Origin of the sequence: Psychromarinibacter sp. S121 (assembly GCF_049801035.1) — a bacterium.
Lineage (GTDB): Bacteria > Pseudomonadota > Alphaproteobacteria > Rhodobacterales > Rhodobacteraceae > Psychromarinibacter.
In genome coordinates this window covers 383,142-409,796 of sequence record NZ_JBNAGE010000003.1, presented here as the reverse complement: position 1 = coordinate 409,796, position 26,655 = coordinate 383,142, and the positions used below count along the sequence as shown (strand labels likewise).

General features: G+C 64.5%; 28 protein-coding genes and 1 riboswitch. Of the genes, 4 read left to right on the top strand and 24 right to left on the bottom strand.

Going from position 1 to position 26,655, the window contains the following annotated elements; translation table 11 throughout:
- Positions 1–33 precede the first annotated feature (33 nt).
- The 10 genes from ACP156_RS15705 to trmB form a co-directional block, all read right to left on the bottom strand.
- Complete coding sequence (locus ACP156_RS15705; RefSeq protein WP_425052849.1) at positions 34–1,062, bottom strand: nucleotidyltransferase family protein; 1,029 nt, start codon at positions 1,060–1,062, stop codon at positions 34–36.
- 180 nt (positions 1,063–1,242) lie between these two features.
- Complete coding sequence (rpsA, locus tag ACP156_RS15700; protein ID WP_425052298.1) at positions 1,243–2,943, bottom strand: 30S ribosomal protein S1; 1,701 nt, start codon at positions 2,941–2,943, stop codon at positions 1,243–1,245.
- 211 nt (positions 2,944–3,154) lie between these two features.
- Positions 3,155–3,664 (bottom strand): GNAT family N-acetyltransferase, encoded by a 510-nt coding sequence (locus ACP156_RS15695; RefSeq protein WP_425052297.1) that lies wholly within the window; start codon positions 3,662–3,664, stop codon positions 3,155–3,157.
- On the bottom strand, positions 3,637–4,629 hold the full coding sequence (locus tag ACP156_RS15690) for an aldo/keto reductase (protein ID WP_425052296.1): 993 nt from the start codon (positions 4,627–4,629) through the stop codon (positions 3,637–3,639). The genes ACP156_RS15695 and ACP156_RS15690 overlap by 28 nt, the downstream gene beginning before the upstream one ends.
- Positions 4,629–5,255 (bottom strand): (d)CMP kinase, encoded by a 627-nt coding sequence (locus ACP156_RS15685; RefSeq protein WP_425052295.1) that lies wholly within the window; start codon positions 5,253–5,255, stop codon positions 4,629–4,631. Before ACP156_RS15685 ends, ACP156_RS15690 begins: the two co-directional genes overlap by 1 nt.
- Positions 5,245–5,655, bottom strand: a complete 411-nt coding sequence (locus ACP156_RS15680) for a GFA family protein (RefSeq protein WP_425052294.1) — start codon at positions 5,653–5,655, stop codon at positions 5,245–5,247. The genes ACP156_RS15685 and ACP156_RS15680 overlap by 11 nt, the downstream gene beginning before the upstream one ends.
- On the bottom strand, positions 5,655–6,053 hold the full coding sequence (locus ACP156_RS15675; RefSeq protein ID WP_425052293.1) for a hypothetical protein: 399 nt from the start codon (positions 6,051–6,053) through the stop codon (positions 5,655–5,657). Before ACP156_RS15675 ends, ACP156_RS15680 begins: the two co-directional genes overlap by 1 nt.
- On the bottom strand, positions 6,050–7,402 hold the full coding sequence (aroA, locus tag ACP156_RS15670; RefSeq protein ID WP_425052292.1) for a 3-phosphoshikimate 1-carboxyvinyltransferase: 1,353 nt from the start codon (positions 7,400–7,402) through the stop codon (positions 6,050–6,052). Before aroA ends, ACP156_RS15675 begins: the two co-directional genes overlap by 4 nt.
- 64 nt (positions 7,403–7,466) lie before the next feature.
- Positions 7,467–8,537 carry an amidohydrolase family protein gene (locus tag ACP156_RS15665; protein WP_425052291.1) on the bottom strand — a complete coding sequence of 357 codons (1,071 nt, stop codon included), beginning with the start codon at positions 8,535–8,537 and terminating at the stop codon, positions 7,467–7,469.
- Between the two features lie 33 nt (positions 8,538–8,570).
- Entirely contained in the window at positions 8,571–9,293 is a 723-nt protein-coding gene (trmB, locus tag ACP156_RS15660; RefSeq protein ID WP_425052290.1) for a tRNA (guanosine(46)-N7)-methyltransferase TrmB, read from the bottom strand.
- 165 nt (positions 9,294–9,458) lie between these two features.
- Here trmB and ACP156_RS15655 point away from each other — a divergent pair, with 165 nt between their 5' ends.
- Positions 9,459–10,097, top strand: coding sequence for a DUF1326 domain-containing protein (locus tag ACP156_RS15655; RefSeq protein WP_425052289.1), 639 nt, complete (start codon positions 9,459–9,461; stop codon positions 10,095–10,097).
- Positions 10,098–10,101: 4 nt separating this feature from the next.
- Complete coding sequence (locus tag ACP156_RS15650; protein ID WP_425052288.1) at positions 10,102–10,908, top strand: DUF2182 domain-containing protein; 807 nt, start codon at positions 10,102–10,104, stop codon at positions 10,906–10,908.
- A gap of 7 nt (positions 10,909–10,915) precedes the next feature.
- Here ACP156_RS15650 and queF read toward each other — a convergent pair whose 3' ends face one another.
- From queF to miaB, 10 genes are all read right to left on the bottom strand, one after another.
- Positions 10,916–11,380, bottom strand: coding sequence for a preQ(1) synthase (gene queF / locus ACP156_RS15645; RefSeq protein WP_425052287.1), 465 nt, complete (start codon positions 11,378–11,380; stop codon positions 10,916–10,918).
- Between the two features lie 28 nt (positions 11,381–11,408).
- Positions 11,409–12,575 carry a methionine adenosyltransferase gene (metK, locus tag ACP156_RS15640; protein WP_425052286.1) on the bottom strand — a complete coding sequence of 389 codons (1,167 nt, stop codon included), beginning with the start codon at positions 12,573–12,575 and terminating at the stop codon, positions 11,409–11,411.
- A 3-nt stretch (positions 12,576–12,578) separates the two neighbouring features.
- Positions 12,579–12,630, bottom strand: a riboswitch (SAM-SAH riboswitch).
- A gap of 12 nt (positions 12,631–12,642) precedes the next feature.
- Positions 12,643–14,130: an apolipoprotein N-acyltransferase gene (gene lnt / locus ACP156_RS15635; RefSeq protein WP_425052848.1), complete on the bottom strand. Its 1,488-nt coding sequence runs from the start codon at positions 14,128–14,130 to the stop codon at positions 12,643–12,645.
- A 43-nt stretch (positions 14,131–14,173) separates the two neighbouring features.
- The gene (locus tag ACP156_RS15630) at positions 14,174–15,067 is read right to left on the bottom strand and encodes a hemolysin family protein (RefSeq protein ID WP_425052285.1); all 894 of its coding nucleotides are present in this window, start codon (positions 15,065–15,067) and stop codon (positions 14,174–14,176) included.
- A 40-nt stretch (positions 15,068–15,107) separates the two neighbouring features.
- On the bottom strand, positions 15,108–15,587 hold the full coding sequence (ybeY, locus tag ACP156_RS15625; RefSeq protein ID WP_425052284.1) for an rRNA maturation RNase YbeY: 480 nt from the start codon (positions 15,585–15,587) through the stop codon (positions 15,108–15,110).
- A 359-nt stretch (positions 15,588–15,946) separates the two neighbouring features.
- Positions 15,947–16,861: a cation diffusion facilitator family transporter gene (locus tag ACP156_RS15620; RefSeq protein WP_425052283.1), complete on the bottom strand. Its 915-nt coding sequence runs from the start codon at positions 16,859–16,861 to the stop codon at positions 15,947–15,949.
- 68 nt (positions 16,862–16,929) lie between these two features.
- Complete coding sequence (locus ACP156_RS15615) at positions 16,930–17,562, bottom strand: O-methyltransferase (RefSeq protein WP_425052282.1); 633 nt, start codon at positions 17,560–17,562, stop codon at positions 16,930–16,932.
- A gap of 27 nt (positions 17,563–17,589) precedes the next feature.
- Positions 17,590–18,603 (bottom strand): PhoH family protein, encoded by a 1,014-nt coding sequence (locus ACP156_RS15610; RefSeq protein WP_425052281.1) that lies wholly within the window; start codon positions 18,601–18,603, stop codon positions 17,590–17,592.
- Between the two features lie 385 nt (positions 18,604–18,988).
- Positions 18,989–19,297, bottom strand: a complete 309-nt coding sequence (locus tag ACP156_RS15605; RefSeq protein ID WP_425052280.1) for a hypothetical protein — start codon at positions 19,295–19,297, stop codon at positions 18,989–18,991.
- Positions 19,298–19,541: 244 nt separating this feature from the next.
- On the bottom strand, positions 19,542–20,858 hold the full coding sequence (gene miaB / locus ACP156_RS15600) for a tRNA (N6-isopentenyl adenosine(37)-C2)-methylthiotransferase MiaB (protein ID WP_425052279.1): 1,317 nt from the start codon (positions 20,856–20,858) through the stop codon (positions 19,542–19,544).
- Positions 20,859–20,985: 127 nt separating this feature from the next.
- Here miaB and ACP156_RS15595 point away from each other — a divergent pair, with 127 nt between their 5' ends.
- Positions 20,986–21,849: a glycosyltransferase family 2 protein gene (locus ACP156_RS15595; RefSeq protein ID WP_425052278.1), complete on the top strand. Its 864-nt coding sequence runs from the start codon at positions 20,986–20,988 to the stop codon at positions 21,847–21,849.
- A 127-nt stretch (positions 21,850–21,976) separates the two neighbouring features.
- The gene (locus tag ACP156_RS15590; protein WP_425052277.1) at positions 21,977–22,666 is read left to right on the top strand and encodes a hypothetical protein; all 690 of its coding nucleotides are present in this window, start codon (positions 21,977–21,979) and stop codon (positions 22,664–22,666) included.
- Between the two features lie 66 nt (positions 22,667–22,732).
- Here ACP156_RS15590 and ACP156_RS15585 read toward each other — a convergent pair whose 3' ends face one another.
- The 4 genes from ACP156_RS15585 to scpA all read right to left on the bottom strand — a co-directional run bounded on the left by ACP156_RS15585 (position 22,733) and on the right by scpA (position 26,640).
- Positions 22,733–23,227 carry an N-acetyltransferase family protein gene (locus ACP156_RS15585; protein WP_425052276.1) on the bottom strand — a complete coding sequence of 165 codons (495 nt, stop codon included), beginning with the start codon at positions 23,225–23,227 and terminating at the stop codon, positions 22,733–22,735.
- Positions 23,224–23,844 carry a VOC family protein gene (locus tag ACP156_RS15580; protein WP_425052275.1) on the bottom strand — a complete coding sequence of 207 codons (621 nt, stop codon included), beginning with the start codon at positions 23,842–23,844 and terminating at the stop codon, positions 23,224–23,226. Before ACP156_RS15580 ends, ACP156_RS15585 begins: the two co-directional genes overlap by 4 nt.
- Before the next feature lie 35 nt (positions 23,845–23,879).
- Positions 23,880–24,377, bottom strand: a complete 498-nt coding sequence (locus tag ACP156_RS15575) for an MAPEG family protein (protein WP_425052274.1) — start codon at positions 24,375–24,377, stop codon at positions 23,880–23,882.
- A 127-nt stretch (positions 24,378–24,504) separates the two neighbouring features.
- Entirely contained in the window at positions 24,505–26,640 is a 2,136-nt protein-coding gene (scpA, locus tag ACP156_RS15570; protein ID WP_425052273.1) for a methylmalonyl-CoA mutase, read from the bottom strand.
- Positions 26,641–26,655 lie beyond the last annotated feature (15 nt).

The following is a 26,655-nucleotide window of genomic DNA, read 5'->3' as shown; positions in this document are numbered from 1 at the left end:
CAGGCGATTCTCTGCGCCGCCACGCGCGCGGTTTCAGCCGGCGGTCACCTGCTTCAGCCGGTCCTTCGTCTCGGGCATCCGGGCCAGCGACGCCTCGATCCGCTGCTTCCATTTGGGGCCACGCGACAGCGCGTCCTCGTAGGCCTCGGCAAGCTCGTCGGGGCGCTCATCGGCCAGCGCCTCGACCAGAAAGGCGGCCTGCGCGCGATCCTTGCGAGCCTTCAGGCTGTCCGTCCCGTCGCGCCGCCGGTCCGCGACGATCAGCTTATGGATCGCAAAGCGTTCGGGGCGCGGGATCTGCACCAGAATGCCGGACCGGTACAGCGCGACGGCCGGAATCGGATCGGCGATCAGGTAATTCAGGTGATGCAACGCCTGCGCGCTGACCCCCAGCGCCGGCAGATCGCGCAAGCCTTCGTCGGCGTCGAAGCTGGGTGTGAGGAATTCGACCATAGCCTCGCCCCGCGCCTCGCGCCAGCGCCAGACCTTTCGTCCATCAAGGCTTGGCACCGGGTCGAAAGACAAACCCTTCAGCGCTTCGCCCAAATTTTCCGTGACCTTGTCCCCCAGGGCAAGCGACAGGCGCTCGAAGCTGGCGATATCGATGTCCAACGTCTGCGCCATCGCATCGAAGCCGAGCCTTACACCCAACTCGCCTTCGTACAGACGAAAAGCCACGGTGCCGACGATGGTACCGCCAAGGCGGAACAGGCCCGCTCGCGCGAAGGAAGTAAGAAGCGATCCCGTCGTGGCGTCTAGCCCGGCATAGCCTTCTGCCCGCAAGATCCGTACCAAACGGGACCTTTGGGGTGCCCTCTCTTTCTGTCCTTCCCTCATTTCTGTTGCGCGTTGCAGGCGGGCTCGGAGTTCTTCGGTGTCTTCGCCAATGTACCGGGAAACGACCTTCTGACCCATGCGGTACCTGTCGTACCAATAGGCGCGCCCGCGCATTTCCTTGCGCTCCAGCGTTCCTTGGATCTGCGACACGGCTTCGTCCTGCAGAAGCAGGCGAAGGTCGAGATAGGCGGCCGTTCCCACGGCGGAGTGCTGTTTGATCATCATAGCCATACGCAACAAAATAATTTCCGTTGCGTATCACCCATTCACCTCATACGCAACGAAAATTTTTTTGTTGCGTATAGATTTGAGAGAAACGCGCGGCAAGCTTTCAATCGTTTGCAACAAAAAACCCCGCGCCTTTCGGCGCGGGGTTCGCTTCACCGGCGCGTGCCGGGAAATGTCTTACTCGTCGCCCTTCAGAGCGGCGCCGAGGATGTCGCCCAGCGACGCACCCGAGTCAGAGGAACCGTACTGTTCGACGGCTTCTTTCTCTTCGGCGATCTCGCGAGCCTTGATCGACAGGCCAAGGCGGCGGGTCTTCGCGTCGACGTTGGTGACGCGGACGTCGACCTTGTCGCCAACCTGGAAGCGCTCGGGGCGCTGTTCGGCACGGTCACGCGACAGGTCGGAGCGGCGGATGAACGACTTGAGGCCGTCGTATTCCACTTCGATGCCGCCGTCCTCGATCGCCGTGACTTCCACGGTGATGATCGAGCCACGCTTGACGCCGTCCATGGCTTCCGCGAACGGGTCGCCTTCCAGAGCCTTGATCGAGAGCGAGATGCGCTCTTTCTCGGTGTCCACCTCGGTGACGACGGCTTTCACCATGTCGCCCTTGCGGTAGTTCTGGATCGCATCCTCGCCACGCTGGTCCCACGACAGGTCCGAAAGGTGAACCATGCCGTCGATGTCGTTGTCGAGACCGATGAACAGACCGAATTCGGTGATGTTCTTGACCTCGCCCTCGACCTCGGTGCCCATCGGGTGCGACTCTTCGAAGACTTCCCACGGGTTGCGCATGGTCTGCTTGAGACCCAGCGAAACGCGGCGCTTCGCGGTGTCGATTTCCAGGACCATGACTTCGACTTCCTGAGAGGTCGACACGATCTTGCCCGGGTGGACGTTCTTCTTGGTCCACGACATTTCCGAAACGTGCACCAGACCTTCGACGCCCGGCTCCAGTTCCACGAACGCACCGTAGTCGGTGATGTTCGTGACGCGGCCGGTGTGAACCGACTCGATCGGGAACTTGGCTTCGACGGAATCCCACGGATCGTCCTGCAGCTGCTTCATGCCGAGGCTGATACGGTGGGTTTCCTTGTTGATCTTGATGACCTGGACCTTGACGGTCTCGCCGATCGACAGGATCTCGGACGGGTGGTTGACGCGGCGCCAGGCCATGTCGGTGACGTGCAGCAGGCCGTCCACACCGCCAAGGTCGACGAACGCGCCGTACTCGGTGATGTTCTTGACCACACCGTCCACGGCGTCGCCTTCGCTGAGCTTGCCGATGACTTCGGCGCGCTGCTCGGCGCGGGACTCTTCAAGGATGGCACGGCGCGAGACAACGATGTTGCCACGGCGGCGGTCCATCTTGAGGATCTGGAACGGCTGCTTGAGACCCATCAGCGGGCCGGCGTCGCGCACGGGGCGCACATCGACCTGCGAACCGGGAAGGAAGGCAACGGCGCCGCCGAGGTCGACGGTGAAGCCGCCCTTGACGCGGCCGAAGATCGCGCCTTCGACGCGCTGATCGTCGGCATAGGCCTTCTCGAGGCGATCCCAGGCTTCTTCGCGGCGCGCTTTGTCACGGCTGATGACAGCTTCGCCACGGGCGTTCTCGACGCGGTCGAGGAAGACTTCGACTTCGTCACCGACAGCGATGTCGGGCGCTTCACCGGGATTCGCGAATTCTTTGAGTTCGACACGGCCTTCCATCTTGTAGCCGACGTCGATGATGGCTTGGCCGGCTTCGATGGCGATGACCTTGCCTTTGACAACCGAACCTTCGTTCGGGGTGTCGATTTCGAGGCTTTCATTAAGGAGGGCCTCGAATTCCTCCATGGATGCGTTATGAGCCATGTGGCGTCTGTTTTCCTTCATAGGTGTTTTGCGGGCCGTGCGGTTGTCTCCGCCGGTCTTGGGGTTTCATTGGTCAACGGGTCCGTAAAACAAAGAGGGCCGGTGGTCCCGACCCTGCTCGTCTCGATGTCTTGCGGTTGATCCCGTCTTGTCGACGGGGGGCGATATAGCCAAGAGACCGGGAAAACGCAAGCCCCGGAGCCGATTTGCCGGGCACGATACTGCCGCAAGGTCAGCCGGTCGCGCCGCCCTGGTCCGACGGGTCCGCCCCGGTCCGCCATTCATAGTGGTTGTCCCAGCTATCGCTGCCGGTAAGGCGGAAGCCACAGCTTTCGTAGAACGCGTTCGCCCGGCTGCCGCGAAGCGCCATCAGGCGAACCGGAAGCCCTGCGTCGCGCGCCTCTTGCAGCACGACCTTCACGACCGCCTTGCCCCGTCCGACGCCCTGCATGTTGGGACGCAGGTACAGGTGGTCGAGGTACAGGTGATCCTCGCGCCGCCTGACCACGACGAAGCCGACAAGGTCGCCATCGACCTCGATCAGCCGTGTGTCGGGCGGGGCGAACGATCCGAGAAACCGCTCGCGCGCCCTGACAGGATCGAACCGGTCCAGCGCTTCGAGACTGGGCCGCATCGCATCCACCCGGATCTCTGCCAGCCGTGGCCCGTCTTCGGCTTTGGCGGGCGCAAGGAGAATGTCGGTCCGGTCCGGGATCAGCAATACCGCTCTGGCCCGTTCCACTGCCCCGCGTTGTAGCGGTCGCCGTGGCACCAGCCGACGGGCAGAATCTTCTCGATCTCGGCCAGCTCGCTTTCGCCCAGCGTGATCTCGGTCCCGCGCACCAGCTCGCGGAAGTGTTCTGCGGTGCGGGTTCCGGGGATCGGGATGATGTTGTCGCCCTGCGCCAGCGTCCACGCGATAGCGATGGCGGCGGTCGGCTCTCCCATCTCGGCGGCGAAGGCGCGCAGCGCGTCGGTGTATTCAAGGTTCGCCGGAAGGGTATCGGGCTGGAAGCGGGGGTTCCCCTTGAGGAAGCCGATGCTCTCGACCTTCTCCATCGACGGAGGTGTGTCCGTCAGCAGGCCACGGCCCACCGGCGAGAACGCCACGAGCGCCGCGCCCAGGTCCTTGGCCGCCTGCAACAGACCCAGTTCCGGCGCGCGGGTCGACAGCGAGTATTCCGACTGCACAGCCGCAATCGGCGCGGCGGCTGCGGCGCGACGCAGGCTGGACGGGGCGATCTCGGAAAAACCGATGGACTTGCACTTGCCCTTTGCCACCAGCGCCTGAAGGGCTTCGGCAGCCTCTTCGATCGGCATGTCTGCCTGACGGCGGTGGATGTAGTACAGCTCGACGCAATCCACACCCAGCCGCTTCAGGCTGCCGTCCAGTTCGGCCTCCAGATGCGCGAGGTCGTTGCGATAGCAGCGGTTGCCATCCGCGTCCTTGGTGATCCCGCCCTTGGTGGCGATCACGAAGTGGTCCTTTGCGGACGGGTTCGCGGCGAGGTAGGCGCCGATGGTCTCTTCCGACTTGCCGCCTGCGTAGACGTTGGACGTGTCGATATGGGTGACGCCCAGTTCGACCGCCGCGTCCAGCACGCCGAAGCTCTCGTCCTGCGTGGTGGGGCCGTAGAACGGACCGAAGGACATTGCCCCGATCCCCAGAGCCGAAACCTCGGTCGTGCCCAGCTTGCGTTTCTGCATCATGCGTCTCCCGTCATCCTGCGTTCGATCTCGGCGATGGCGCGGGCCACCGCCTGTTCTATCGTCATGTCGCTCGTGTCGATCAGAACCGCATCCGCGGCCTGCGTCATCGGCGCATCCGCCCGACCGGCATCCCGCGCGTCGCGCGCCAACTGGTCGGCCAGAACCTCGTCATAGGTAACGGTCAGTCCCTTGCCGGCCAGTTCCTTGTGGCGACGGGCGGCGCGGACCTCGGCAGAGGCGGTGACGAACAGCTTTGCATCGGCCTCTGGGCAAATGACGGTGCCGATGTCGCGACCGTCCAGAACCGCGCCGCCGGGACGGCGGGCGAATTCCTTCTGGAAGGCGACCAGCGCCTTTCGGACGGCGGGCATCGCGGCGACCTGACTGGCGGCGTCGGCCACCTGCGGGGTGCGCAGGCCGTCGCGGTGCAGGTCGTCCGGCGTCAGCGCCAGGGCTGCCTGCAGCGCGTCCTCGCCGGTCAGCGTCCGCGCGCCAACGGCGCGGTACAACAAGCCGGTATCGAGATGCGCAAACCCGAAATGCGCCGCCACCTGTTTCGAGATCGTGCCTTTGCCGGCGGCGGCGGGGCCGTCGATGGCCACGGTGAAGGGGCTATCGGTCATCGGTCACCTGTGTCGTAAGATCCGGATCGTCCGCGGCCACCTGCGGCAGCGGGTCCGAGATCGGATAGTAGTCGCCCTTGAAGGCGCAGAAGATATGACCCGCCAGCGCCAGCCCGGTCTCGCCGTCAAGCGTGCCTGCGTGGATCGAGATATGGCTGCCGGGCCCGTCCCAGAACAAGCTGGACCCGCAGCGGGGGCAAAAGCCGCGCCGGGCCTCTGGCGAGGACTGATACCACGCAACGGGCCCAGTCACCTTGACCGTATCGCGCGGGGCGGAGGTGGCGGCGACGAAGTGCCCAGAGGTCTTGCGGCATTGGATACAGTGGCAGGCGACCACCGGACGCAACGGCCCGGTCACGGCATAGCGGACATCGCCGCACAGGCAGCTGCCCTCGACCATCACCCGGCCCGCCGGTAGACCTGAAAGATGCGGATCCAGCCGCCCTGCCCGTCCGCGTTTTCCTGCAGGACGGACATCAGCCGGTCGTCGTCCGACACCCGGCGCAGAGCTTTCGAGACAACGACCCCGCTTGCGACGGCCTCGCTCGACAGGCTGCCGTCCGGCTCGTCGGTCACCGAGAAGCTGTCGAGACCGGGAAAGTCGGCAGGCACCGCGCTGCCATCCGCGGGCGCGGCAAAAGAGGTCTCCATCTCCTGCCCGTCCTTGACCCAGCGCACGGTGAAGGACAGTCGGTCGCCGTCCTGTTCGATGATATAGTCGCCGCTTTCCGGCGGCCCGCCGGCCGAGTAGTGGCTGAGTTCCGAAATCAGCTGCCAGTGTCCGACGCAGGGGCTCAACGGTTGCTCCGCACCAGTTGCGCACCAAGGGTCGTCATCAGCGGCTCGAAGATCGGGAACGAGGTGGCGATGGGTCCGCTGTCATCCACAGAGACGGGTTTCTCGGACGCCATGCCGCAGCACAGGAAGGACATCGCGATGCGGTGGTCCAACCGCGCCTCGGCGGTCGCGCCGCCGGGGACGCCGCCGGGGCCCATGCCGGTGACGATCAGCGTGTCCTCGTCTTCTTCGATGGCAACGCCGCAGGCTTCCAGCCCGCGCGCCATCGCGTCGATCCGGTCGCTTTCCTTCACGCGCAGTTCCTTGACGCCCTTCATCACGGTCCGGCCCTCGGCGAAGGCTGCGACGACCGACAGGATCGGGTATTCGTCGATCATCGAAGGGGCGCGTTCCGGCGGCACCTCGATGCCCTTCATGTTCGGCGAGAAGCGGGCGCGCAGGTCGGCGACGGGTTCGCCGCCCTCTTCGCGCTCGTTCTCGAAGGTCAGGTCCGCGCCCATCTCTTTCAACGTGGTGTACAGCCCCGCGCGGGTCGGGTTCAGGCCGATGTTCGGCACCAGCACGTCCGAGCCTTCCACGATCAGCGCGGCACAGACCGGGAAGGCCGCCGACGACGGATCGCGCGGAACGGCGATGGTCTGGGGCTTCAACTCGGGGCGGCCGGTCAGGGTGATCACGCGGCCCTCGTCGGTGTCTTCCACCGTGATCTCGGCACCGAAGCCCGCAAGCATGCGCTCGGTGTGGTCGCGGGTCGGCTCTTTCTCGATCACGACGGTCTGGCCGGGCGCGTTCAGACCCGCCAGCAGAACGGCCGACTTCACCTGCGCCGAGGCCATGGGCAGCGTGTAGGTCACCGGCACCGGATCGGCCGCGCCCACCAACGTCATCGGCAGGCGGCCACCTTCGCGGCCAACGGCCTGCGTGCCGAACAGCGCCAGCGGGTCGGTGATCCGGCCCATCGGGCGTTTCCGCAGGCTGGCGTCCCCGGTGAAGGTCGCGGTGATCGGCGTCGTCGCCATCGTGCCCATGATCAACCGGACGCCGGTGCCCGAGTTGCCGCAGTCGATCACGTCCTCGGGCTCGGAAAAGCCGCCGACACCTACACCGTGAACGGTCCAGTCGCCGCCGCCATGTTCGATCACGTCGGCCCCGAACGCGCGCATCGCCTTGGCGGTGTCCAGAACGTCCTGCCCTTCCAGCAGGCCCGAGATCTTCGTCTCGCCCACCGTCAGCGCGCCGAGGATCAGCGAGCGGTGGCTGATCGACTTGTCGCCCGGCACGTCAGCGGTGCCTTTCAGCGGCCCGGACTTTCGGGCGGTCATCGGAGTGGCGGGGCCGTGGCCGGACATCGGGAACCTCTTGTTTATCCGCCCTTCGGATAGCGAAGCCGCGCGGGAGGGTCCATGCGAAAGATCACGTCGCGTCCCGCGGGCGATCGCCTTCCAGCCAGCGCACCGGGTTTTCTTCGGCGATCTTGCGAAACACCTCTTCGCCCAGCGCGTTGCGCAGCCGGAAGCAGATGTCGCGCTCTGACAGTTCCTGTCTGCGGGTCATGTAGAAATCGGACCCGAACAACACCCGGTCGCGCAGGCGCGCGCCCTCTTCGTCGTCGGCCAGCAGGAACAGGCGCAGATAGGGGATGTAGTCGTCGAAATGGAACAGCGTGTAAGAGATGTCGGTCCATAGCCCCGGCCACTCGCCGCACCCGATCATCTTGCGGATCTTCACCTGCCAGTTCGATCCGCTGCGCGGAGGCTCGCCCTGCGCGTAGGCGCGCCAATCCATCTCGCCGCCGAAATGCGCAAGACAGATGCGTAGGCCGGGGAAGGCCTTCATCACCGGCAGATAGGCCTCTGGCTCGGTCAGGCGGTCCCCGGTGTAGTGGGACACGTTCTTGCCCCGTACCCCGCCGCGCGAGCAGTGGCTCATCACCGGCAGATCCAGCGCCTGAACCTCGGGGTAGACCCGTTCCATCAGCGCCGGGTGATCGGGCGCGTAGCCAAGCCGGGGGTAAATCTTGAGGCCCCGGAACTTCAACTCGTTCAGCGCCCGCAGCGACTCGTCCACGCTTCCGGGGTTCAGCGGATTGACCGTGGCGAAGGGAACAACCGTTTCCGGCCGGGCGATGTGCAGCCGGTTGAGTTCGTCGTGCTGTTCGCGAAGCGATGCGGGCACGTCTCCATAGCCGATGCCCGCAAGGTCCATGGGAAGAACGACGAAGCGGGTGTTCGACGGGTAATAGCGGGCGACCGACGCCAGCAGTTCCGCCTGTTCGGGGCGGTCCGTCTCTTGCTGGAAGCGGTACAACCGGTCCAGCATGTCGGCCGTTTCGTATCGGGCAAAGAACCGCGCCAGCCAAGCGGTGAAACGGATCAGGCCGGGAACCTTGCGGAACAGGCGCAGCCAGCGGGAAGGATAGTCTTTCGGTGTGTGCAGACCGGTGAAGGTGTGCACGTGGCAATTGACGATCTGAATATCGGGCATGGCCCCCTCATGCGTGTAATGAGGGCCAGTCTATCACGTTCTGCGGAAGGTCAGGTAATGCGGCGTCCGGCCTTCACGCAGGGCCTTCTGTTCGTAGCGGGTCGAGTACCAGTCGTCCCACGGCGTCTGCCAGTCAGAGGCGCGCTCGGCCTGCCATTCGAACCCGTGGCGCGGCACCTGTTCCAGCGTCTGCCGCACATAGTCCGGGATGTCGGTCGCCACCCGGAACTCGGCGCCCGGTTTCAGCACCTTCGCCAGCGGCTCCAGATGCTCGGGGGTCACGAAACGGCGCCGGTGATGGCGCTTCTTCGGCCAAGGGTCGGGGTACAGCAGAAAAGCCTTCGACACCGACGCTTCGGGCAGCACGTCGAACAGGTCGCGGACATCACCAGGGTGGATGCGGATGTTGTCGACCCCGGCTTCGCGGATTTTCCCCAACAGCATCGCGACGCCGTTGATGAACGGCTCGCAGCCGATCAGCCCCGCCTGCGGGTTGGCGGACGCCTGATGCACCATGTGCTCTCCGCCGCCAAAGCCGATTTCCAGCCACAGGTCGCGGCCACCGAACAGCGCCTCGATATCCAGAGGAGCGCGGTCGGGGTTCACGTCCCAACCGACCGGACCGGGGCTGAGCTCGGACAGGTCTTCGGCAAGGTATTCCTGCTGGCTGGGGCGCAGCGTCTTGCCGTGCCGCCGGCCATAGAAATTGCGCCACGGCGCGCCGGGATGTTTCGGGTCGTTCTTGGTGTCGCTCATGGCCGCGCCCTATGGCGCAGCCGACGCCCCGGGGTCAAGCCGTCGCGGCACCGGAACCTCACGCTCGTTATTGAAGGCCGTTTATGTTAACGTAGCGTCAACCTGACGAGTGGTCATGCGAGTGTAAGGGAGTTCAGACCAACCGACGACAAGGGGGAAATCACGATGGCGACTTGGGAAATCCACGGGCACGAGCTTGTGACCTGCAACTGCGTTTATGCCTGCCCGTGCCAGTTCAATGCCCTGCCGGACAAGGGGCATTGCGAGGCGGCGGTGATCTATGAAATCGACAAGGGCCATCACGGCGACACCCAGTTGGACGGGTTACGGCTGGGTATTCTGTACCAGTGGCCCGGCGCCGTTCACGAGGGCAACGGCACGATGCAGATCTTCCTCGACGATCGCGCAACCGACGCGCAGGCCGCCGCATTGGAAAGCATCGTCTGCGGCGAGGATACCGAGGACTTCGCGACCATGTGGTGGATCTTCCACGCAATGGCGTCGAACCGGTTGCCCACCCAAAGGGTGCCGATCAGCCTGTCTGTCGACATCGAAGAGCGCAACGGCAAGGGCAAGGTCGGCAATGTCTTCGACCTAAGCGCCGAGCCGATCCGCAATCCGGTCACCGGCGATCCGCACCGTGTCCGCATCGACCTGCCGAACGGGTTCGAATACCGCATCGCCGAGATCGGTTCCGGCACGGCGAATGTGCGCGGCGATATCGCAATCGACGGTATCAACGACACCTACGCCCAGATGGCCGAACTGCACATCTCGGGAACCGGCGTCCTCGAAGCCGCCTGACGCCATGTCCGGCGGATTGGTGGAAGCCGCGCTAAGACGCGACCGTGCCGTGCTTGTCGGCGCGATGGGTCTGCTGTTCCTGCTGGCCGGGCTCTACACGGTGTTCGGCATTGGCATGAACATGACCGCATTGGACATGACGCGAATGGCCGGGATGCGCGACATGCCGTCGATGCGCCCGGCTGGCGCCCGGTCGGGGGGCTACACCCTTCTGGTCTTCCTGATGTGGTGGGTCATGATGGTGGCGATGATGCTGCCGTCGGTCGCGCCGGTGATCCTGCTGTACGCCGCCCTGCTGCGCCGCACCGAAAGCGTGGGCAGCACCCCTGCCATCGCGGGAAGCTTTCTTGCCGGCTACCTGCTGGCGTGGGCCGGGTTCAGCATGCTTGCTACGCTGGCACAATGGGGGCTGGAGGCTGCGGGAATCGTATCGGCCTCGATGATGACGCTGATCGACACCCGCGCGGGTGCGGCGGTGCTAATCGCCGCCGGCGCATTCCAGTTCACGCCACTGAAAGACGCGTGCCTTGCCCAGTGCCAGTCGCCCGCGAAATTCCTTTCCGAACGCCGGCGGCCCGGAGCATCCGGCGCGCTGGTGATGGGGCTGGAGCATGGCACGTATTGTCTTGGCTGCTGCTGGGCGCTGATGGCCCTGCTGTTCGTGGGCGGCATCATGAACCTGTATTGGATCGTCGGGCTAGCGGCTTTCGTCGCCCTTGAAAAGCTAACGCCCTATGGCCGCGCAATCAGCCGCGTGGCCGGTGCGGGTCTGGTCGTTTGGGGTATCGCGATACTGGCGGGGCTTGCCTGACGGCGGCCTAGCCGCGCCCGCGGTAGGTCGGCACGCCCTGATCCGGAATCCATGCGCCCTCGGGCGCAGGACCGGTCTGCCAGAAGACGTCGATCGGGATGCCGCCGCGCGGATACCAATACGCGCCGATGCGCAGCCATTCGGGCGACAGCAGATCGACCAGACGGTTCGCGATCTCCATGGTGCAATCCTCGTGGAAGGCACCATGGTTGCGGAAGGAATGCAAAAACAGTTTCAGCGACTTCGATTCCACCAGCCATTCGCCGGGAATGTAGTCGATCACGATATGCGCGAAGTCGGGTTGCCCCGTCATCGGGCAAAGCGAGGTGAACTCGGGTGCGGTGAACCGCACCGCCGTCCCCTGCCCCTTCGACCCGAAAGGGACCCGTTCCAGCACCGCCTCGGCGGGCGATGCGGGCAGCTCGGTATGGGCGCCGAGTTGAGAAAGGCCCGATACATCGGTTTTCGCCATGTACCGGGCCTCCTTTTCGTTCAGGCGATCAGATCGCGGACTTCAGGGCTTCGACCAGATCGGTCTGTTCCCACGAGAAGCCGCCGTCCGCTTCGGGCGCACGACCGAAATGGCCGTAGGCCGCGGTGCGCTGGAAGATCGGCTTGTTCAGCTGAAGCTTCTCGCGGATGCCACGCGGGGTCAGGTCCATGACCTGCGCGATGGCGGCCTCGATCTTCGCTTCGTCCACTTCGCCGGTGCCGTGGGTGTCGACGTAGATCGACAGCGGCTTGGCGACGCCGATGGCGTAGGACAGCTGCAGCGTACACTTGTGCGCCAGACCGGCAGCGACGACGTTCTTGGCGACGTAGCGCGCGGCATAGGCCGCCGAACGGTCCACCTTGGTCGGGTCCTTGCCCGAGAACGCACCGCCCCCGTGCGGCGCAGCGCCGCCGTAGGTGTCGACGATGATCTTGCGGCCGGTCAGGCCGGCATCGCCGTCGGGTCCGCCGATCACGAACTTGCCGGTCGGGTTCACGTGCCACTCGGTTTCGCCGGTGACCCAGCCCTCGGGCAGTTCGCCAAGGATGTAGGGCTCGACGATGGCGCGCACGTCAGCCGAGCTGAGCGACGGGTCGAGGTGCTGCGTCGACAGCACGATCGAGGTCACGCCAACGGGCTGGCCGTTCTCGTAACGCACGGTCAGCTGCGACTTGGCGTCCGGGCCAAGCTTGGGCTCGGTGCCGTTCTTGCGGACCTCGGCCAGCTTCTTGAGGATCGCGTGGCTGTAGAGGATCGGCGCCGGCATCAGTTCGGGCGTCTCGTCGGTCGCGTAACCGAACATGATGCCCTGGTCGCCTGCGCCCTCGTCCTTGTTGCCAGAGGCGTCAACGCCCTGGGCAATGTCGGCGGACTGGGCGTGAAGGTAGCTGTCGACCTTCATGTTGGCCCAGTGGAAACCCTCCTGCTCGTAGCCGATGTCTTTCACGCAATCGCGTGCGATCTGTTCGACCTTGCGGATGACTTCGCCGGGGCCGCGGACCTCGCCGCCGATCACGACACGATCGGTGGTGGCGAAGGTTTCGCACGCAACGCGGGAATACGGGTCTTCTGAAAGGAATGCATCGAGGACCGCGTCGGAGATGCGGTCGCAGACCTTGTCCGGGTGGCCCTCTGAAACGGATTCAGAGGTGAAGATATAGCTCTGTCGGGACATGTGTGCTCCATTGGAATGTAAGGCCGACCACGCCAGGAAGCCGTTGTGGCGGCACATTCCAAATGGGTTATCTTTGTGGCGAACTCGCGTCAATGGCGTTGCGGCGGCGCAGCGAGAATAGCGTGCCAAGGCCGATTAACATGAGTATAAAAACGGGCCAATCACCGGTTTTCGCGTAGATTGTCGGCGGGAGGGCTCCCGGAAGGGGCGAGTCGACCCAACCCGCTTCGTTGAGCGGAAGCGATGCCACAATTTCGCCACGCGCGTCGATCACCGCCGAGATCCCGGTGTTGGCGGCCCGCACCATCGGCAGTCCCTGCTCGACCGCGCGAAGCCGCGCCTGCGCGAGATGCTGATAGGGTCCCGAGACCTTGCCGAACCATGCGTCGTTCGTGATTTGCAGCAGCCAGCCCGGCCGCGAGGGCGCGGCGTTGACGTCCTGCGGGAAGATCGCCTCGTAGCAAATCAAAGGCAGCGCGGTGCCAAGCGGCCCAAGGTCCAAAAGCTGCGGACCCGGCCCGAAGCTGTACCCGAAGCCCATGCTGGACCCGAACAGCGTGGTCCCCACGGCATCGAACATCCATGACAGCGGCAGGTACTCTCCGAAGGGGACGAGGTGATACTTGTCATAAAGGTCGGCCACGATGCCTTCGCCATCCAGAACGATCAGGCTATTGAACGCATCCATCCCTTCCCAGCGCTGAATGCCCAGCGCGACAGGAACGCCCCCTGCCGCCTGAGCGACGCGGTCCAGCAGCGGCTCGGCGTTGTTCAGGACCGTCGGGATCGCGGTCTCCGGCCAGATCACCAGATCGGGACGTCCGTCCGCACCAGCGGCGGTGTATTCAAGCTGACGGCGGAAGAAGGTCGTCGCGTGCTCGGGGTCCCATTTCAGATGCTGCGCTGCGTTGGGCTGGACCAGCCGGACCACCTGCGGCGCATCGGGGACAGGCACCGGCTGCCGCGCCTGCCATGCGCCAAAGCCGTAAAGCGCCGCGAAGGGCAGAAGGATCAGCGCCACGGACCGCCAGCGCGGCCATGCAGCCGACGCAAGCGCCGCTGCAAGAACCGTCAGGAACGTCAGCCCCACCGGCCCGACCCATGCCACAAGCTGCATCGGCGCCCAGCCGACCCAGACGTGGCCGATCATCGCCCATGGAAACCCGGTCAGGATGTAGGATCGCGTCAGCTCGACGAAGGCCAGCGACAGGGCAAAGGCCACGGCGCGTCCATAGCGGCCCGCCCCGACCCAATGCGCCAAAGCAAAGGCCGCGCCCCAGAACAGCGCGAAGCCGCCCGCCGTGAAGACCAGCGCGAAGGGCGCCATCCAGCCGTGGCGGGCGATGTCGACGAAAAAGGGCTCGACGATCCAGAACAGCGACGCGGCGAAGTAACCCGCGCCAAAGCCCCAGCCGATCCACGCCGCCGCCCGAGGTTTCGCGGCAAGCGCGAAGAACGGGTAAACCAGCGCCAGCGCCGCAAGCGTCGCCCACGGCAAACCGACCGGAGCCTGTCCCAGCGCGCCCAATGCGCCCAGCAAAGCCGCCGCGGGCATCGACCGGCGCGCGAACAGCCCCGGCCTTGCCGCTACGGCGATGTCACTCACCCGCGACCTGCGGCAAGCGCACGCGAAGGCGCTTGATCCGCCGCGGATCGGCATCGACCACGACGAACTCGACGCCCGCAGGATGCGGGATCATCTCGCCCCGCGCCGGCACCCGGCCGGACAGCATGAAGACAAGCCCGCCCAGCGTGTCGATTTCCTCCTGCTCCTCGTCATCCGCGAGGGACAGGCCGATCTCGTGCTCGAACTCTTCCAACGGCGCAGTCGCCTGAGCGAGGTAGACGCCGGGTTTCTCCTGCGTCCAAAGCTGGTCTTCCTCGGTGTCGTGTTCGTCCTCGATCTCGCCGATGACCTGTTCGATCAAGTCCTCGATGGTCACAAGGCCGTCGACCCCACCGTACTCGTCGATCACCAAGGCAAGGTGCATCCGCTGAGTCTGCATCTTCTGAAGCAGCACCCCGATCGGCATCGACGGCGGCGCGAACAGCAGCGGCCGCAGCATCTTGCGAAGGTTGAAGGGGATGCCCGCACCGTTGAAGCCGTGCGTCAGGGCGAAGTCCTTCAGGTGAACCATGCCCAATGGCGTGTCGAGCGTACCCTCGAACACCGGCAGACGGGTCAGCCCGCTTTCGCGGAACACGGCCACCAGTTCCTCCATCGAGATGTCGACGGGAACCGACACGATCTCGGCCTTCGGGATCGCCACGTCCTCGACCCGCATACGGCGCAGGTTGAGCATGCCAAGAACCGCGCCGGCCTGCGCCGACCCGTTCGAGGTGCCGTTCGTTTCATCTGAATCTTCCGGCTCGACATCCGTCGTGCCGTTCAGGGCTTTCTTGAACCAGGTAAATAACCCGCCCTGCCCGTTCTCAATCTGATCCTGCGCGCTTTGCGCTGCGCTAGAGGACCCGCTATCCGCGTCGCCCATCTTTCCTTTCCACAGACGCGAGCCGTCTTGGCCCGCGCTGCTAATATGGGTCCGGAAGCCCCATGGTTGCAAGTATCTCGACCTCGAGACTTTCCATCAGTTCCGCATCCGCATCGTCGATGTGGTCATAGCCCAACAGATGCAGGACGCCGTGCACGATTAGATGGGTCACATGGTCCTCTGCGGGCCGCCCCGCCTCGGCGGCTTCCCGCCGACAGGTTTCCACCGCGATGGCGATGTCGCCAAGCTCGCCGGGTTCGGGCAGGTCGGGCCGGTCGCCGGCTGCTTCGGCGGCGCGTTCCTCGGACGGCCACGACAGGACGTTGGTCGGCGTGGGCTTATCTCGGAAGTCGCCGTTCAGCACCGCGATACGGGCGTCGTCGCAGCCAAGAACCGCCGTCTCGAAGTCTTCGGGCTCAAGCCCAAGGTGCCGCAGTGTCGCCGCCTCGGCGCGCATGGCAAGCGCTTCGAGCTTCAGTGACTCCCACTCGGGGGCCTCGATCACCACGTCGACAGTCATGCCCGCCAATGATGACAAGCGCCGCCGAAAGTAAAGCCTGCCGCGGCTTGCGCGCCACGATGGACGGGAAAATTCATAAAACCCGACATATTAACCGGAAAGCAGCGTGTCGTTTGGTAAGCTGCTATCGGATGACATGCGGCGGTCTTTGCCTATCGCCGCGAGGGAGACGTTGAATGCGGAAGGCACGGGCAATCCCGCCCTGCCAGACAGGAAAGAGACCCGCAATGTACGTGACCGTCCTGTATCGCAATACCTGCCTGCAGATGTACCTGCGGCCTGCCAAAGCTGTGCGCCGTGTTCCGCGTGCCGCGCCGATGTTGCGGTTGATCGCCGGCTGACGACTCGCCCGTCCCGGTTTAGGCGTGCCCGATCACCGGCGCGTCGTGACAGGCGTGCCGCGCGCACTCCAGTTCCAGCGTCGAATGCCCGACGCCGAATTTCTCTTTCAATAGCGCCTTGATGCGGCCCTTGATGGCGTCCGCCTCTCCCCAGCGGCCGTCCGCGACCACCACATGCGCCTCCATGGCAGGGTGATGTTCCTCCATCTGCCACACATGCGCGTGGTGAATGCTGACCACGCCATCGACGCCGCGCAGGCTTTCGACGATCTCCTCGCTGTCCAGTCCCGGCGGGCTGGCCTGCATCAGGATACGGATCACCTCGCCGACCTCGGCAAAGCCCATCCACAGGATGTAGCCGGCGATCACCAGCGTCACCAGCGGGTCGACCCACCACCAGCCGAACACTAGGATGGACAAGCCCGCCACGATCACCGCGACCGAGCCCAGCGCATCGGCAAGGTTGTGAAGGAATGCGGCGCGGATGTTCACGCTGTCCTTCGACATCGCATAGGTCAGCGCCGCGGTCACCAGATCGACCACCAGCGCGAGCCCGGCGATGATCACGATCATCCAGCCGTTCGCCTCGGACGGGTTGAAGAACCGCTCCACCGCTTCATAGACCAGATAAAACGACAGCAGGATCAAGGTGGTATAGTTGATCAGCGCCGCCACCACCTCGGCCCGGCCATAGCCGAACGTCATTTTCGCATCCGCCGGCCGCCGCGCGATCTTGCGGGCGGCGAAGGCGATCACCAACGACACCGCGTCGCTGAGATTGTGCAGCGCATCCGCGATCAGGGCGAGCGACCCGGACAGGATGCCGCCGACGATCTGCGCCAGCGTCAGGGCGAAATTCACACCGATGGCGCCGTACATCCGCCGGTCGCCCGCGTCGGGGTCCACGTGGTGGTGATGGTGATGGTGCCCCATGGCAGCGCCTCCGTGCGTTGCCGCCAGAGTTAGCCGCCGCGGCCCAAGGAGCAAGCCCGCTGCGGCGTTCAGTCCAGCTTTACACTCAACCCCGTGCGGCCAAGAATCTGGGTCAGGAAACCGTTTGCCGGGTCCGACACCCGGTCGGAATACTCCTGCGCCGACGCAAGGTTCAGGTTGTCGCCGATCACCATGGCGCCCGGGCGCATCACCGGAGTCAGCAGGTCCAGAACCGTCAGGTACATCGACTTCCAACCATCGAGAAACAGCAGGTCGACCGGCCCTTCGACCTGTTTCAGCGTCTCGCGCGCATCGCCTTCCAGCAGCGTGACGATATCCTCGACCCCCGCCCGCGCGAAGGTGTCACGCAACGCGTTGCACTTGTCCGGATGAACCTCGGTGGTGATCAGGCGACCGCCGGTCTCGCGCATCGCGGCGGCGAAATAAAGCGTGCTGATCCCGAAGGATGCGCCGAACTCGACGACCGTGCGGGCCTGCGCGCCCAGCGCCATCATATAGACAAAGCGCCCCTCTTCAGGCGACAGGGCCAGATACTCCGACCCCAGACGCACGATGTCGTCGGTATTCTCTTCGGGCTTGAAGCCACCGCGTTCGCGCCTCTCGGCGGTGGAACGGTCGGCGGCTTCGTGAAGGCGCGCGAGTTCGTCCGCGATCTGCGGGTCTTTGGGCAACCAGTCCATGATCTGCTCCTAGATTGGGGAAGCGGCTCAGGAAGTGGCGTCGGCGTCGTACGCCTGAATGATCTTGGCCACCAGCGGGTGACGGACCACGTCCTTGGCTGTGAAATAGCTGAACGAGATATCGCTGATCGCGGCAAGCAGACGCTCGGCATCCTGCAGGCCCGACTGCACACCGCGCGGCAGGTCAACCTGGCTGCGGTCGCCGGTAATCACCATGCGGCTGCCTTCGCCAAGGCGGGTCAGGAACATCTTCATCTGCATGGTGGTGGCGTTCTGCGCCTCGTCGAGAACCACGAAAGCGTTCGACAACGTCCGGCCGCGCATGAAGGCCAGCGGCGCGATCTCGATCTTCTTTTCCTCTATCAGCTTGGCAAGCTGCTTGGCGGGCAGGAAGTCGTTCAGCGCGTCGTAAAGCGGCTGCATATACGGGTCGACCTTGTCCTTCATATCGCCGGGCAGGAAACCCAGCCGCTCGCCCGCTTCGACGGCCGGGCGCGACAGAACGATGCGGTCGACGTGGCCGCCGATGAACATGCTGACGCCGACGGCGACGGCAAGGTAGGTCTTGCCGGTACCGGCGGGGCCGATGCCGAAGGCAAGCTCGTGCTCGAACAGCGCGCGGACGTAGGCTTTCTGCGCCTCAGTCCGGGGTTCGACCGTTTTCTTGCGGGTCTTGATCTCGACCGAGCCAGAATTGAACATTTCCATCTGGTCACCCGAACGGCTGCCGGTGTCTTCGGGCGTCGCACCCAACCGCAGCAGACCGTCGATGTCGCCCGCGTCGACCGAGCGGCCAGCTTCGAGCCGGGTGTAGAGCTGCTGCAAGACCGCCGCCGCCTGACCGCGCGCTTCGCCTTCGCCGATCACCGCAAGGTGGTTGCCCTTTCGGAAGATCTGCACCCCAAGACCGTGTTCCACCTGTGCCAGATTGCGGTCGAATTCGCCGCAAAGGTCGATCAGAAGACGGTTGTCGGGAAATTCCAGCAGGGTCTCGTGGATGTCATCCTGCGAGGCGGGCGGGGTCAGCGTGCCAATTGCCAAAGAGCTCTCCGTTCCCAAATGTTGTGTCTCAGCGTGACAAGACACGCGACATCGCGCAAGCCGCAATGTCAAAAGTTGATCGGCTGCCATTCAACTTTGAACCGATCCATGTTGCAGCCGCGTGAATGTCGCGGCGCAGCTTCCAAAAATCGCGGTAAATTCGGGCACGCGGGCAGAGGAAGCGCGACCATTGCGGGCGATGAAAAAATAGGCGCCAGCGCCCGCTCGGTCGCGCGGCGGACTGTCCACAGATCAATTAAAGCTTGGGGATAACCGGATTCGAGGGCGAGTGAGCGAGTCGGCCCTCGCGATGGGCTCGGAAAAGCGCCGGATCCGGCGAAATGCCCTGTCCCGGCCGTTTCAGGCCGGGATCAGAACGCAGGTATCAATAGCGGCGCAGCACCGACCGTGCGGTTTCGCGCAGGGCCGCCGAGTTGCCGACACCGCTGCGGTCGCGGCAGACCCGTTCGGCCATCGCGTGCGCGGTCGGATAGTCGTAGCCGGCTGCGACGAGGCTATCGATGAATTCCGGGTTCGGACGATCCCAGATCACCTCTTTCCAAGGGCCGCGGAAGCAGCTGACGGTAATCGTCGGACCGTAAGAGTAGTAACGGCCGTTCCCCTGAGCGTCGGCGGTCGTCGCGGCACCCGCAACGGCCATCGCCGCGGCAGCGGCAAGAGCAACGAATTTCATGTCTGTACCCCTCAATAACAGAGCTGAGACACGGCGAGGCCAAGCAGCTGTGGGGGCCTCGTCGCGCGGATGGAACATCCATCCGACGCCAAAGAAGGTAGCGCGGATTGAGAGTAAAGCAGGAAATATTAATAGACTGTTGATGATAGGAGGAAATCCGCCGCAATCTTGCCGTGATTTAGCAAAATTGATGACGCATTTTCCGCGAATCGACGCTTTCTCACACGGTGAAAAGACCCGGATTTCAGACCAGTACACCGCCCAGCGAGTTGGGACCGCTTTCGGTGATCCGCACCCGACGCAACTCGCCTACCTCTACGTCACCTTTGACGTGTACCGCGTGCAGGTAATCTGACTTGCCGGTCATCTGGCCCGCGATGCGGCCCTTGCGCTCGAACAACACACCGACCTCGCGGCCAACCATCTCGTCCTGAATCTCGCGCTGCTGGCGGGTCAGAAGCGCCTGAAGCCGCGCCAGACGGTCGCTTGCCGCGTCGGCGTCCACCAACGGACGCTCGGCCGCCGGGGTTCCGGGACGGGCAGAGTATTTGAAGGAATAGCACTGGCCGTAGCGCACCGCCTCGACCAGAGCCATCGTGTCGGCGAAGTCCTCTTCGGTCTCGCCCGGGAAGCCGACGATGAAGTCGCCGGACAGCAGGATGTCGGGCCGCGCGGCGCGGATACGCTCGATCAGGCGCAGATAGCTTTCGGCGGTGTGCTTGCGGTTCATGGCCTTCAGCACCCGATCCGAGCCCGACTGAACCGGCAGGTGCAGGTAAGGCATCAGCTTGTCGCACTCGCCATGCGCGGCGATCAGATCGTCGTCCATATCGTTCGGGTGCGATGTGGTGAAGCGGATGCGGTCCAGCCCGTCGATCTTCGCCAACGCGCGGATCAGCGTCGCCAGCGACCAGTCGCCGCCCTCGTGCGCGCCGTGGTAGGCGTTGACGTTCTGCCCCAGCAACGTGATCTCGCGCACGCCGCGTTCGACAAGATCGTGCGCCTCGGTCAGCACCTGCGATACCGGGCGGGACACTTCGGCGCCCCGCGTGTACGGCACGACGCAGAAGGCGCAGAACTTGTCGCAGCCTTCCTGCACCGTCAGGAACGCGGTCGGCCCGCGCTTGGCCTGCGGGCGCTTTTTCAGCTTCTCGAACTTGTCCTCTTCCGGGAAGTCGGTGTCGACGACCTTCGAGCCGTTCGAGGTTCGCGCCTCCATCTCGGGCAGGCGGTGATAGCTTTGCGGGCCGACAACAAGATCGACCAGCGGCTGACGACGCATGATCTCTTCGCCCTCGGCCTGCGCGACGCAGCCCGCGACGCCGATCTTCAGGTCCGGCTTCGCCGCCTTCAGGTCCTTGAACCGGCCCAGTTCGGAATAAACCTTCTCTGCCGCCTTCTCGCGGATGTGGCAGGTGTTCAGCAGGATCATGTCGGCATCCTCGGGCGTCGAGGTTTCGACATACCCTGCCCCGCCCATGGCCTCGGCCATGCGCTCGCTGTCGTAGACATTCATCTGACAGCCATAGGTCTTTATGAATAGCTTCCTGGGGTCCGCCATGTCCGGCTCCGTCCGCTGAAGGGCATCCGCTGAAGTTCAGAGGCGGGCCATACACCCTTGCCCGCGCTCTTGCAAACCTGCCTGCGTTCGGAAGATGTTAACGCAAAACGAACAGAACGGGCAGACGATGCGCTACACGAGCCTCGTGGATTTTCTCAACGACGGACGCCCGGCCCTTGCGAAGGGGCCGGTGGGAATGATCTTCGTCGAAGATCTGGTCGAGGTCGAAAGCACCATCCGCCATCATCTTGGGCTCAAGTTCCCCACACTTCTGGTTTTCGGACCGGAAGAGATGACGCTGCCCGACGACATCGCGCAACGGGTGCATCGCATCGACCACCCGATGCAGGCGCGCGGGGCAGCGGTGGACGCGGTCAACCAGCTGATCGACGCCGCGCCGGGTATCTGGATGTACTACTGCTATAACGCCGAGTACCTGTTCTACCCGTTCTGCGAGACGCGGTCGGTGACAGAGATGCTGGCCTTCCACACCGAGGAACGGCGCGACGCGATCCTGACCTATGTCATCGACCTATACGCGGGCGACCTTGAGATTCACCCGGATGCAGTCTGTCTGGACGAGGCCTATCTCGACAAATCCGGCTATTACGCGCTAGCCCGCAAGGACGAGGTCGGCCACCCGCGCGAGCGGCAGCTCGACTTCTTTGGCGGCCTGCGCTGGCGGTTCGAGGAACACATCCCCGCCGCCAGCCGTCGCATCGACCGCATTTCGATGTTCCGCTCTGCGAAGGGGTTACGCCTGCGTCCGAACCACACGTTCTCGGACGAGGAATACAACACCTATTCCTGCCCCTGGCACCACAACATCACGGCTGCGATCTGCTCGTTCCGGACCGCGAAGGCGTTGAAGACGAACGCCGGTTCGACCTTCGACATCCCGAATTTCGTCTGGCACAACTCCACACCGTTCACGTGGCAATCCAAGCAGTTGCTCGATCTCGGACTGATGGAGCCGGGGCAATGGTTCTGAGGCCGTGATCACGGCAAGTTGCCGCCGTGTGGGCCCAGTGTTGCCGTAATGCCTTAATTCCGCCCGAATCCATTTTTAGGGCTTTACCCCAACAAAAATAGACAATCGAGCAGACGCGAGGCAAGAAATGCGCCTCTTTCAGATTGGCCTGAACAATTGTGCCGACCTGGCACTTTACGAGCTATTCACCGCCAGCGGCGTCAAAGCGCTGCGCGGATCGGGTATCGAGTGGCAGGATACACCGCGTGCGCTGGACCGGCGCAACGCGCAGATCATGATCCACCGCAACATCCGCGCCGGGCGTCATGCCTTGGAGGGGCTCGACGGGTTCGACGCCTTCTTCGACATGGAATTCGTGGTGAACGGCGGCGCGATCGAGAATTTCCGGCAGTTCCCGCTGCTGGCCGAGGACTATCCCGACGCGAAGTTCCTGCTGAACACCCGCGACAAGCAGGACTGGCTGCGCGACCGTGCGCAGTATCGCGACGGGCTGTACCTCGAGTTGGCGAAAGAACGCACCGGGATGAGCGACCGTGGCGTGCTGAATATGTGGGCCGACGACTTTCACCGGCATCACGACATGGTCTGCACCCATTTCGCCAACCAGCCGGGGCGGTTGCTGGAGTTCGACATCGACCGGACCCCGATCAGGGAATTGAAGCGGTTCGTGTCGCCCGCGATGCATCTGGTGACCCGTCACTGGCAGCACGGTGACCACCATGCTTCGGTCTGGGACAACTGGCCGCTAAGCCTGCTGTCCGCTTGGGCGCAAGACCGTGACCCCGACACGACCCCGAACAAACCAAGGGCGGCCTGAACCGCCCGCATTGTCCTCCTGTCGTCCCACCTCCGCCGCCGGTCCCGCAAGGATCTGGCGGCGGCTTCACTCGGTCAGGATCTTCTGCATCAGGTGCAGATCCAGCAGCTTGCCGAACTTCCATCCGACCTCGGGCAGCACCGCAACCTCGCGATAGCCAAGCGCCGCATGAAACGCGACGCCCGCCGGGTTGCCAGAGCTGACCCCCGCGAAGATCGAATGCGCCCCGCCCTGCCGCGCGTGGTCCTCGACCGCCGCCATCAGCGCGCGACCGATGCCCCGGCCCCGCACCGAGGCATCAAGGATCACCGTATGCTCCATCGTTCGGGCATAGCCGCGCCCGCCGCGGAACTGAAAGTAGGTGGCGAAGCCCTGCACCTCGCCGCTTTCTTCGGCCACCAGAAACGCATGCCCGTCCGCCGCCCGCTGCGCGAGGATCGCCACCACGTCGGCCTCGGACTTCTCGACCGGGTTGAAAGTGATCTCGGTGTCGCGGATGACCGGGTTCCACAGCGCCGCGATCCGCGCGGCGTCGGCATCGGTCGCGGGCCGGATCGTCATTCGAGAACGCGCAGCCCGGATGGGGTTTCGATCTCGGCCCGCATCGCAAGCGGTCCTTCATGCACGACGACTGGCATTTCGGTGAAGACCTTCGCCAGCGCCGCCCGCAGGTCGCCCGCGTCGGGATGGCTGATCTCCAACGCCTTAAGACGGCAGCCCGCGTCGGGAAGCGTCAGCGTCGGATGAACACCTTCGGGCCATTGGATAATCGCGGGGAAAGCACCGGAGAACGGAAGCTTGCCGTCGGCGGGCACGCCCATGTGCCACACCAGCGACCCGCGGGACACCTCGGCCGCGGGCCCGGCAGAGGGCGGCGAGACGGCCAGCGCGGCATCAAGATCGTCGGTGCGCGCGATCCAGTTGGTGATGCGCGGCGCGCCGGAGAAATTGTCGATATCGAAGGGGCGCGGGCGACCCGGATCAATGCCCTCGGGGTCGATGGCGATCACTTCCAGATAAACCGGACCCAGCCCAAGCAGGCGGTTGTGCGTGCCCATCTTCTCGTGCCGCCCGCCCCCGGCGAGCGTGACGCCCAGCGCGGACTCGACCGCATCGACGCCCTCTTCCAGGGTGGTCGCGGACACCGCGAAGTGATCGAGTTCGGCCATGAACGCCATGCGGATCTCCCAGACCTGTTGCCCGGCCAAGCGCCTCAGGTAGCGCGCAGGATCAGCGCCCAGACCAGCGCCAGCACGGTCGGATACATCGTTGCCGCGAAGCCGAAGGCGCGCAAGGGCGGCGAGACGTGATAGCCGATCCAGAACGCCAGACGCGCGACAACGAAGCCGACTGTCAGCGACATGACCACGCCAAGGCCGTCATCGAGGAAAAGATAGGCGATCGCGGGCCAAAGGCAGGCGGCCAGCACCGACTGCTCCACCGTGTTCCGCAACACGCGCAGGTCGATGTCCCCGGCGCTGCCCGGCGCGGGCGCACCGCCATCGATCATGCCCGGCGTCAGGAAACGGCGCATGGCAATCGCCGCCACCACGAACATCAGCGCGATGCCCGGACCGATCAGATAGAACGGCTCGACAAGGATGCGCGAGAAGGGCGGGATGTTGACCTTGGCAATGCCGATCCAGATCAGCGCGATGGACCAGACCACGCCAAGCGCCATTCCGATCAGGATCTTTCTTTGCGTCGTCATCACCCGCACCTCATGCAACAGACTGTTTCCCAGCCATTTCTAGCGCCTTTCCCGCATGTTGCAACGAGAGGCCCATCGCCTTGCCGAAAATCGGCGGAAGCGGTGCGGGAATGCGCAGGCGTCAGTCTCAGGCGGCGTCGCGGCGGGCCTCCGAGATCAGCGTAAGGATGTCTTTCGCGGCTGCCGGGATGTTCGTTCCCGGCCCGAAGATCGCCTTCACGCCCGCTTTCTTGAGGAACTCGTAATCCTGATGCGGGATCACCCCGCCGCAGATCACGATGATGTCCTCGGCGCCCTGCTCTTTCAGCGCCTCGATCAGCTTGGGTGCCAGCGTCTTGTGCCCCGCCGCCTGCGACGAGATGCCGACGACGTGTACGTCGTTGTCCACCGCGTCCTGTGCCGCCTCTTCCGGGGTCTGGAACAGCGGCCCGACATCCACGTCGAACCCGATGTCGGCGAAGGCCGTGGCGATCACCTTTGCGCCGCGGTCGTGGCCGTCCTGACCCATCTTGACCACCAGCATCCGGGGGCGGCGGCCTTCTTCCTCGGCGAAAGTCTCGACGTCCTTCTGGATCTGGGCAAAGCCCTCGTCGCCCTCGTAGGCCGCGCCATAGACCCCGGCCAGCGTCTTCACCTCGGCCCGATGGCGGCCGAACACCTTCTCCATCGCCATGCTGATTTCTCCAACCGATGCCCGTGCTCGTGCGGCCTCGACAGCGGCTTCCAACAGGTTGCCGCCTTCCTTCGAGCGCCGTTCCAGTTCCGCAAGCGCCGCGTCGCAGGCCGCCTGGTCGCGGCTGCCGCGAATGCGGTCCAGCCGCGCGATCTGGCTGTCGCGGACCTTGACGTTGTCCACGTCCAGAATGTCGATCTCGTCCTCGGTCTCGCGACGGTACTTGTTCACGCCGACGATCACCTCTTCGCCGCGGTCGATCATGGCCTGCCGCCGCGCCGCCGACTCCTCGATCCGCAGCTTCGGCATCCCCGTGGCGACAGCCTTGGTCATGCCGCCCATCTCTTCGATCTCGCCGATCAGCGCCCAGGCCTTGTCAGCCAGTTCGGCGGTCAGGCTTTCCACATAGTACGATCCCGCCAGCGGATCGACGACGCTGGTGACGCCGGTTTCTTCCTGCAGGATAAGCTGCGTGTTCCGCGCGATCCGGGCCGAGAATTCGGTCGGAAGCGCAATCGCCTCGTCAAGCGCGTTGGTGTGCAGCGACTGCGTCCCTCCCAGCGCCGCCGACATCGCTTCGTACGCCGTGCGGATGACGTTGTTGTAGGGGTCCTGCTCCTGCAGGCTGACGCCCGAGGTCTGACAATGGGTCCGCAGCATCTTGGACCGCTCCTGCTTGGCGCCGAATTCCTCCATGATGCGGTGCCACAACAGGCGCGCGGCACGCAGCTTGGCGGCTTCCATGAAGAAGTTCATGCCGATGGCGAAGAAGAACGACAGGCGGCCCGCGAACTTGTCGACATCCATGCCGGCGGCGATGGCGGCGCGGACATATTCGCGCCCATCGGCCAGCGTGAAGGCCAGTTCCTGCACAAGGTTCGCGCCCGCTTCCTGCATGTGGTAGCCGGAGATCGAGATCGAGTTGAACTTCGGCATCTCGTTTGACGTGTACTCGATGATGTCCGAGATGATCCGCATCGAGGGTTCGGGCGGGTAGATGTACGTGTTGCGGACCATGAACTCTTTCAGAATGTCATTCTGAATGGTCCCCGACAGCACGGCCCGGTCGTGCCCTTGTTCCTCGCCCGTGACGATGAAGCTGGCGAGGATCGGGATCACCGCGCCGTTCATGGTCATCGACACCGACACCTGATCCAGCGGGATACCGTCGAACAGGATCTTCATGTCCTCGACGGAATCGATGGCCACGCCCGCCTTGCCGACATCGCCCACGACACGCTCGTGATCGCTGTCATAGCCCCGGTGGGTGGCAAGGTCGAAGGCGACCGAGACGCCCTGTTGTCCCGCCGCCAGCGCCTTGCGGTAGAAGGCATTCGACTCTTCTGCGGTCGAGAACCCCGCGTATTGGCGGATCGTCCATGGACGGCCCGCGTACATCGTCGCCTTCACCCCTCGGGTGAATGGCTCGAACCCCGGCAGCGTGCCCATATGGGGCAGATCCGCCGTGTCCTCGGCGGTGTAGAGGGGGCGCACGTCGATCCCCTCCAATGTATGCCAGGTCAGGTTCTCCAGCGGGCGGCCGCGCAATTCCTTTTCGGCGCGGGCCTTCCAGGCGTCCATGTCGCTCATCGGTTCGGCTCCTTT